This is a genomic window from Deltaproteobacteria bacterium (assembly GCA_016234845.1).
Taxonomy (GTDB): domain Bacteria; phylum Desulfobacterota; class Deferrimicrobia; order Deferrimicrobiales; family Deferrimicrobiaceae; genus JACRNP01.
On sequence record JACRNP010000096.1, the window covers coordinates 1 to 7,365 of the forward strand.

Annotated in this window: 8 protein-coding genes; 6 read left to right on the forward strand and 2 right to left on the reverse strand. The window is 68.0% G+C overall.

Annotation, left to right across the window (positions count from 1 at the left end; all coding sequences use genetic code 11):
* The 3 genes from HZB86_07325 to HZB86_07335 all read left to right on the forward strand — a co-directional run.
* The coding region (locus HZB86_07325) for a carboxylate--amine ligase (GenBank protein MBI5905349.1) at positions 1-281 on the forward strand (281 nt) is incomplete at its 5' end.
* 20 nt (positions 282-301) lie between these two features.
* Positions 302-1,039, forward strand: coding sequence for an esterase family protein (locus tag HZB86_07330; GenBank protein ID MBI5905350.1), 738 nt, complete (start codon positions 302-304; stop codon positions 1,037-1,039).
* Between the two features lie 135 nt (positions 1,040-1,174).
* The gene (locus HZB86_07335; protein MBI5905351.1) at positions 1,175-3,532 is read left to right on the forward strand and encodes a PAS domain S-box protein; all 2,358 of its coding nucleotides are present in this window, start codon (positions 1,175-1,177) and stop codon (positions 3,530-3,532) included.
* On the opposite strand, the gene HZB86_07340 is transcribed toward HZB86_07335, so the two are convergent.
* Complete coding sequence (locus HZB86_07340; protein ID MBI5905352.1) at positions 3,501-4,730, reverse strand: S1 RNA-binding domain-containing protein; 1,230 nt, start codon at positions 4,728-4,730, stop codon at positions 3,501-3,503. The genes HZB86_07335 and HZB86_07340 overlap by 32 nt on opposite strands.
* Positions 4,731-4,778: 48 nt before the next feature.
* Positions 4,779-5,126 carry a YtxH domain-containing protein gene (locus HZB86_07345; protein ID MBI5905353.1) on the reverse strand — a complete coding sequence of 116 codons (348 nt, stop codon included), beginning with the start codon at positions 5,124-5,126 and terminating at the stop codon, positions 4,779-4,781.
* Positions 5,127-5,236: 110 nt separating this feature from the next.
* Between HZB86_07345 and HZB86_07350 the strand changes: the two genes are divergently transcribed.
* The 3 genes from HZB86_07350 to HZB86_07360 all read left to right on the forward strand — a co-directional run.
* Positions 5,237-6,199, forward strand: a complete 963-nt coding sequence (locus HZB86_07350; GenBank protein ID MBI5905354.1) for an NADPH:quinone reductase — start codon at positions 5,237-5,239, stop codon at positions 6,197-6,199.
* Between the two features lie 27 nt (positions 6,200-6,226).
* Entirely contained in the window at positions 6,227-6,751 is a 525-nt protein-coding gene (locus HZB86_07355; GenBank protein MBI5905355.1) for an NUDIX hydrolase, read from the forward strand.
* A 46-nt stretch (positions 6,752-6,797) separates the two neighbouring features.
* Positions 6,798-7,365: LL-diaminopimelate aminotransferase (locus HZB86_07360; protein MBI5905356.1), on the forward strand; the 568-nt coding region annotated here is incomplete at its 3' end.

Consider the following 7,365-nt stretch of genomic DNA (forward strand, 5'->3'; position numbering starts at 1 on the left):
ACATCGACATCTACCGGGAGTGGGCGCGCGTGGTATCCGGCAAACCGTTCTCGACGGCCTGGTCGCGCGCGTGGCACGTCGCCTACATCGGCAGGAAACGGAGCAAGCGGTACACGCGGTCGCACGAAGAGGTCCTCCGGTCCCTGGGCCCGCTCGTCTGCCACCACGAGGAGATGAACTCCATCTTCCGTGCCGCGATCGGGGATTACGGCTACCTCGTCCGGTCGAAGGAGCGGGAAGAGGTCCTGGCCGCCGCCCGCCTCGTCCACGAGACCGCGTGACGGCGGGATAAGGAACCCCGATGAACGTCGAATACCACCGTCAATGGAGCCGACACCTCGGGCGCGACATGGAGCTCAAGGTGTACGGCCACGCCGGGAAGCCGGTGGTGGTGTTCCCGTCGTCCGGCGGGCGGTTCTTCGAGTACGAGGATTTCGGGATGGTGGAGGCGTGCCGGCCGTTCATCGACTCCGGGGCGGTCACCCTCTTCACGGTGGACAGCGTCGACCGGGAGTCGTGGCTCAACGCCTCCGCCCACCCGGCGGACCGCGCCAGGCGCCACAACGACTTCGACCGGTATATCGTGGAGGAGGCGGTCCCCTTCATCCGGGAACGCTCCCCGGACTCCTCGGGGCTCCTCGCCACGGGGTGCAGCATGGGGGGGTACCACTCCGCGAACTTCTTCTTCCGCCACCCGGACGTGTTCGACGCGGTGATCGCCCTCTCCGGCGTCTACAAGCTCACCCGCTTCGTCGGCGACTACATGGACGAGAACGTGTACTTCAACGCTCCCCTGGCGTACCTTCCGAACCTCGACGACCCGTGGTACCTCGAACGGTACCGCCGGAGCAGGATCGTCGTGTGCGTGGGACAGGGGGCGTGGGAGGACGAAATGGCGGCCGACACGCGTTCGCTCCAGAGGGTCCTCTCTTCCAAGGAGGTTCCCGCCTGGATCGACTTCTGGGGACACGACGTAAACCACGACTGGCCGTGGTGGCGCCGCCAGATGCCGTACTTCCTCGAACGAATGAACCTGTAGCGGTCCGGGGCGAATCGCCGGGAAAACGAACTCCTCGGCCCGCGCCTGCATCTATATCCCAAACAAAACGTCTTATTCGCCGCCGCCGGACGGGTGCCCGGGAGCGGCGACCCATCGTCCATCCGGAGGGTACGTGTGAGAATTTCGCGGAAACTGTCCCTCGGATTCGTCACCGTGGCGACCCTGGTGGGGCTGATGGGCATCGCGGCGCTGCGCGCCGGACGGCAGATCACCGAAACCTTCGCGGGGGGCGACGACCGTTTCCGGAGCATCGTTTCCGCGGCCATGGAGGTCGGCCGCTTCGACAAGGACGCCGAGACGCATCTCCTTCTCTACCTCGCGCTGAACGACCCCATCGACCGGAAGAAGTACCAGGAGAAGCTGCTGGGCCTGGCGCAGAATATCGCGATCCTGGACAGCCGCGTCCGGATCCCCGAGGCCCGACGGATCCTGGAGGATATCCGCTCCGAGGCGACGGCCCTCCGGGTCACGGGGGACGCCCTCCTCGCCGCCCGGGACCGAGGCGCCAGCGAGGGCCGGTTCGTGCCCGAACGCCACGGCGATCGGATCCTTGCGCTGGATCGGGCCGCCGCGTCCCTGCGGGAGGCCAGCCTTCGGCTGGCGGATTTCGAGACCGACTTCCTCAACCGGCAGGCGGCCATCACGGCGGGGACCCACGCGGGGAGCTACGCCAAGCGGGCGGAGAGCCACCTGATAATGTACCTGGTCCTACGCAATCCCGTCGACCGGAGGAAGTTCTACGAGCGGCACTCCTCCCTCCTCGAGGAGCTGGCCGTTCTCAAGGAGCGCGTGAACGACGAGGAAGGGATGAGGATCCTTGCGGACATCGAGTCGGGGGCGGTCCGGCTGCTCTCGTCGGGCAACGCCCTCCTCCTGGCCCGGGACGCGGAGATCGCGAGAGCGGGGAAGGTCGATCCGGCGGAGCAGGGGGAGCGGATCCGGGAGTTCCACCGGGTCGCGCACGAAGCCCAGGAATCGACGGTCCGGATGGTGGGGCACATGGTGGACGCGGAGAAAGGGTTGCGGGATGCCCCGTACCGGAAGGCCGCCGACATCGAGCGGGAGGTCTTCGTGTTCATGGGGGTGTCGGTGGCCTTGGCGCTTTCCTTCGGGCTTATCTTTTCCCGAAGCTTGAGCGTCCCGATCCGCCGTCTCGGGGAGGTCGCGCAGCGCATCGGTACGGGAGACCTGGACGCGACGGTCGGTCCAAGGCGGCGGGACGAGCTGGGGGAGCTGGCGGCCACGTTCGACCGCATGGCGGGAAAACTGCGGAGGACCATGGTCTCCCGCGACTACCTGGACAGCATCCTCCGGTCGATGAGCGATGCCCTGGTGGCGGTCGACCCGTCAGGGAATGTAAAGACCGTGAACCGCGCCCTCCTCGAGATGCTGGGGTACCGGGAGGAGGAGCTGGCCGGCCGCCCGATGGCGGAGATACTCGGGAAGAACGCCCGGGTTCCCGGATCGGGCCGGGAGCGATGGAACGAATCCGGCGTGGTCCGGGACGCGGAGTGCCTCTTCGTCGGCCGGAATGGGGAGGAGATCCCGGTGCGGCTGACGGGAGCTTCCATCCGCGGTCCCGACGGGGCCCTGAGCGGGGCGGTCTACACCGCCGTGGATCTGCGGGAGCGGAAACGGAAGGAACAGGAAGCGAAACAGCAGCAGGCGAAGCTGATCCACTCCAGCCGGATGGCGGCGCTTGGATCCGTCGTATCGGGGGTGGCGCACGAGGTCAGCAACCCGAACAACGTCGTCATGTTCAACGCGCCGCTTGTCCTGTCCGCGTGGCGGGATGCGGCGGAACTCCTCGATCGGCAGCACCGGGAGCGGGGCGATTTCCCTATGGGGGGATTGCCGTATTCCGAGATGCGGGAGGCGGTGCCCCGGATGATCCGGGGGATCACCGAGGCTTCGGCGCGGATCAAGAACATCGTGTCGGCCCTGAAGGATTACACCCGTCAGGAGAACGACCATCCGGGGAGCCGGTTCCACGTCAACGACGCGGTCCGTTCGACCGTGCAGATCCTGAACCACGAAATCCTGAAGGGCACGCACGAATTCCGGGTAACGTACGGTGAAGGGGTGCCGCCCGTGGAGGGGTCCGTCGCCGAGCTGGAGCAGGTGATCCTGAACCTGATCCTGAACGCGCTCCAGTCCCTCCCCGACCCCGGCAGGGGGATCCGGGTCTCCACATCCTTCCGGGAGGAGACGGGGCACGTGGTCATCGCCGTGGAGGACGAGGGGAGCGGAATGCCCCCGGAGATACTGGAACGGATCACGGAGCCGTTCTTCTCCACCAGGCTGGAATCGGGCGGGCTGGGCCTCGGACTGTCCATCTCCCGGGACATCATGGAAAAACACGGGGGGACGTTGACGTTCCGGTCCGACGTGGGACGCGGCACGGAAGCGTGGGCGTCGCTGCCGGCCGCGAAGCCGGAGACTACTTCCGTTCCCGGGAAAGTTTCGCTTTGAGGGCCTCCCCCAACGAGCCGAGGGGCGGGGTCCCGGCCGAGGAGGAGAGGTAGTTCCGGTAATCGTCCGCTTCCTCCTCGCCGGACCCGGCCGTCTCCGCGCCGGCGAGCGACAGGGCGATCCGCCGCTGGGCGGGGTCGACGGAATCGACCTTCACCTCGACCGATTGTCCCGTCCGCACCGCCTCGCCGGCCGATTTCAGCCGCTTCCCGCCGCCCAGCTTCGAGACGTGGAGCAGGCCGTCGACCCCTCCCCCGAGGGAGACGAACGCGCCGAAGGCGGTAACGCGCGCCACCTTCCCCATGTGCCGGGAACCGGCCGGGAACCGTTCCGCGGCGGTCTCCCACGGGTCGGCGAGCGTTTTCCGGAGGCTGAACGTGAACCGCTTCTTCGCCCAATCCAGCCGGGTGATCGCGACCTCGACCTCCTGGCCCACCGCCAGCGCGTCGGAGACGTTCTCGACCCGTTCCCAGCCGATCTCCGATACCGGGAGCAGCCCCTCGATCGGGCCGATGTCGACGAACGCGCCGAAATCCCGTATGGAGGTGACCTTCCCGCGGACCACCATCCCCTCCGAGAGGGTCGCCATCGACTCCTCCCGCTTCCGCGCCTCTTCCTCCTCCAGGAGGACGCGGCTGGACACGACGATGTTCCGTCCCCGCTCCCCGAACTGCGTGATCCGGAAGGAGGCGTGCCTGCCGACCGGATCCTCCGCGCCGCGGCCGCGGGGAAGTCCCATCTGCGAATGGGGGCAGAACGCCCTGGCGCCCCCGGCCAGCCGGATCTCGTAACCCCCCTTGATCTCCTTCACCGCGGCGCCGTCCACGGGGATCCCGGAACGCCACGCCTCCTCGAGCTGCGACGTCCCGGCCGCGCCGCCTCCGATCCGCGTGGTGAAAAGCATCTCGCTTCCGTCGGAGGAGACGAAGTACGCGGGGAGCGGATCTCCCTCCTTCACCTGCGGCTTCCCCTCCTCGTCCGCCAGCTCCTTCGCTGCGAGGATCCCTTCCCCCTTCCTCCCGAGGTCCAGGAAGATCCACTCGGAAGTCACCTTGATCACCCGGGCGACGACCTTCTGGCCCGGTTCGTACCGCGCGGGCGCGACGAAATTCCGGTCCAGCAGATCGGCGAAACTCTCCTCTTCCCGTTCCTGTCCCGGCGTTTCCGGCGCGCCCGCCCTTCCGTCGTCCGATCCCATGGAACCTCTCTCCGCCCGGCGTCCGCCGTCCGGCGCCGGGATGTTCTGCTACGTCAGCAGCTTCGCGAGCCGGTCGCGCTGCCTTGCGAGCCGCTCCTGTCCATCCTCGACCGCGTCGAGCACCGCCTCCTTCGAGTCCTTGGCCAGATCCTTCCCCTGGTCGAGAAGCCGCTCCGCCTTCTCCTCGATGGTGTCCACCATGCCGGAGACGCTCTCGGCGAACTCCCCGACCGCCCCCTCCGCCTTCTTCCGCGCCTTCTTCGCGTACCGGGCGATGTCCTTCCGCGTCTCCCTCCCGGACTGCGGCGCGAACAGCAGCGCCACGCCCGCTCCGAGGATCGCCCCCGTCACCACCAGCAACGCCCCCGTCAGCAATCTTCCGTCGCTCTCTTCCATGGGCCACCTCCGGTGTCGGCTCTATCGTCAGTGTACCGCTTCGCACACCCCGGAAACAGCGGTACGATGGGGTACATCCCACGGAGGAATCCGGAGAGAGGGAGTTCCCGATGAAGGCGATCGTGGTGCGGGCGTTCGGCCCGCCGGAAACGATGCGGCTGGAGGAGGTCCAAAATCCCGTCCCGGGTCCGGGGCAGGTCCTGGTTCGAGTCCGGGCCGCAGGGGTCAATCCGGTCGAGACGTACATCCGTTCCGGCACGTACGGTCGCGCGCCCGCGCTTCCGTACACCCCCGGAAACGATGCGGGGGGAGTCGTGGAGGCGGTCGGCGAAGGCGTGCGGGGGGTGAAGCCGGGCGATCGGGTGTACACTTCCGGGACGATCACGGGCGCGTACGCGGAACTCGCCCTTTCCGAGACTCCGATGGTGCACCCGCTGCCGGCCAATGCGTCCTTCGCCCAGGGGGCCGCCCTCGGCGTGCCGTACGCCACCGCCTGGCGCGCCCTCTTCCAGCGGGCGAACGCCGTCCCCGGGGAGACGGTCCTGGTCCACGGCGCCAGCGGGGGGGTCGGGATCGCCGCGCTGCAGATCGCCCGCGCCGCGGGGCTGCGGGTCGTCGGGACGGCGGGCACGTCCGAGGGGATCGGCCTGGTCGCTCGCGAAGGGGCGCACCACGTCTTCGACCACCGGGAGCCCGGGTATATCGAGCGGGCCATGGAGATCACGGGTGGGCGCGGATTCGACGTCATCCTGGAGATGCTCGCCAACGTGAACCTCGCGCGGGACCTCAAGATCCTCGCCATGGGAGGCCGGGCGGTCGTGATCGGCAGCCGCGGTACCGTCGAGATCGACCCTCGCGACACGATGGGGCGGGATGCCTCGATCCTGGGGATGTCCCTATTCAACATGCCCGCCGCGGACCGGCGCACCGTCCACGCCGCGTTGGGGGCGGGCCTTTCGAACGGCACCCTGCGTCCGGTCGTCGCGCGGGAGATGCCGCTTTCCTCGGCCGCGGAGAGCCACGTCGCCGTGATGTCCCCGGGAGCCCGGGGAAAGATCGTCCTCGTGCCGTAACCACCCGATCGGAGGAAACGGAGCGCGATGGAAACGCGAAACCGCTCGACGCTCTTCAAGGGGCTGGTCGTGGATCTCGAGCAGATGGAGGTCCGGATCGGCGGGAAGGGGTGGCACGTCTACCAGATCGTCCGCCACCCCGGCGGCGTCGGCGTTCTTCCGCTGCACGACGACGGAACGGTCACGCTCATCCGGCAGCTTCGCCCCGCGGTGGGGGGATCTCTCCTGGAAATCCCGGCGGGAAGGCTTGCGCCGGGCGAAGACCCGGCCGTGTGCGGCCGGCGGGAGCTGGCCGAGGAGACCGGCATCGAAGCCGGGAACCTCCTTCCGCTCGGGTTCTTCTACCCTTCCCCGGGCGTCTTCGACGAGGTGATCCACCTGTTCGTGGGGAAGGAGCTGCGCCAGGGGACGGCCACGCCCGAGCATTACGAGGAGATCGAGACGGTCCGCCTCCCGCTCGCGGAAGCGCTGGCTTCCGCCGTGGCCGGAGAGATCCGGGACGGCAAGACGATCGCGGCCCTCCTTCGTGCCGGGGGCGGATGCATCCTGTGATATCTTCTTTTTGCGCCCCCCATCAAGCGACGGAGGACAGGTTCGCATGGCACGGGTCAACGAACATTACCTGAAGCTCAAGGCGGGGTACCTGTTCCCCGAGATCGGACGCCGCGTGCGGGCGTTCGCGGCGGCGAATCCGAAGGCGAAGGTCATCCGCCTCGGGATCGGGGACGTGACGCTCCCCCTTCCGGCCGCGGTGATCGAAGCATTCCACGCCGCCGTCTCCGAGCTCGGCAACGGGAAGACGTTCATGGGGTACGGCCCCGAGCAGGGATACGATTTCCTCATCGAGACCCTGATCGAAAGATCGTACGCGCCGCTGGGGGTCAAGCTCCGGCCGACCGAGATCTTCATCTCCGATGGCTCCAAATGCGACACGGCGAACATCCTCGACATCTTCGCCCTCGACAACCGGGTGGCGATCGGCGACCCGGTCTACCCGGTCTACAACGACACCAACGTGATGATCGGCCGCTCGGGGCCGGCGGACGAGCGCGGCTATTACGCCGGGATCGTCTACATGCCGTGCACCGAGGGGAACGGATTCTTCCCCGCCCTCCCGAAGGAGCGGGTGGACATCATCTACCTCTGCTTCCCGAACAATCCCACCG